This is a genomic window from Desulforhopalus vacuolatus (assembly GCF_016918505.1).
Lineage (GTDB): Bacteria > Desulfobacterota > Desulfobulbia > Desulfobulbales > Desulfocapsaceae > Desulforhopalus > Desulforhopalus vacuolatus.
The window spans coordinates 1-415 of the sequence record NZ_JAFFPZ010000128.1 but is presented as its reverse complement, the minus strand read 5'-3'; the positions used below and the strand labels follow the sequence as shown (position 1 = coordinate 415).

Annotated in this window: 1 pseudogene; it reads left to right on the top strand. The window is 45.3% G+C overall.

From position 1 onward, the window contains the following. A pseudogene (locus JWG39_RS16200) lies at positions 1 to 288 on the top strand (hypothetical protein); the annotation flags it as partial. Between the last annotated feature and the right edge of the window lie 127 nt (positions 289 to 415).

Below are 415 nucleotides of genomic sequence, written 5' to 3'. Positions count from 1 at the left end.
ATAAGGGTGCGCCAGGTATCGATGGAATGACCGTCGATCAATTACCGAGTTACCTGAGACGACATTGGGAGGAGATAGGTAAGCGCAGACTCCGAAGACGGCTCTTTTTGCCGGAACATATCAACCGCTACCGGTTCGAAGGAAGGAAATCCCAAAACCACAGGGAGGCGTTAGATTACTGGGTATACCTGCAGATAAGCGAAGACTTCGAGACTTGACCGGCTGATTCAGCAGGCCATAGCGCAGGTCCTTCAAATGATCTGGGATCCGACGTTTTCTGAGTTCAGTTCAGTAGTGTCCGGTTAAGATTTTGCATGTAGAAAAAAATAAATTACAAGGAGAAGTTTTTTTCTTGACAAATAAGTGAAATTCCGAGTTTGCCCTCCTTAAAAGACTAATCTTCTAAGGAGGTTAC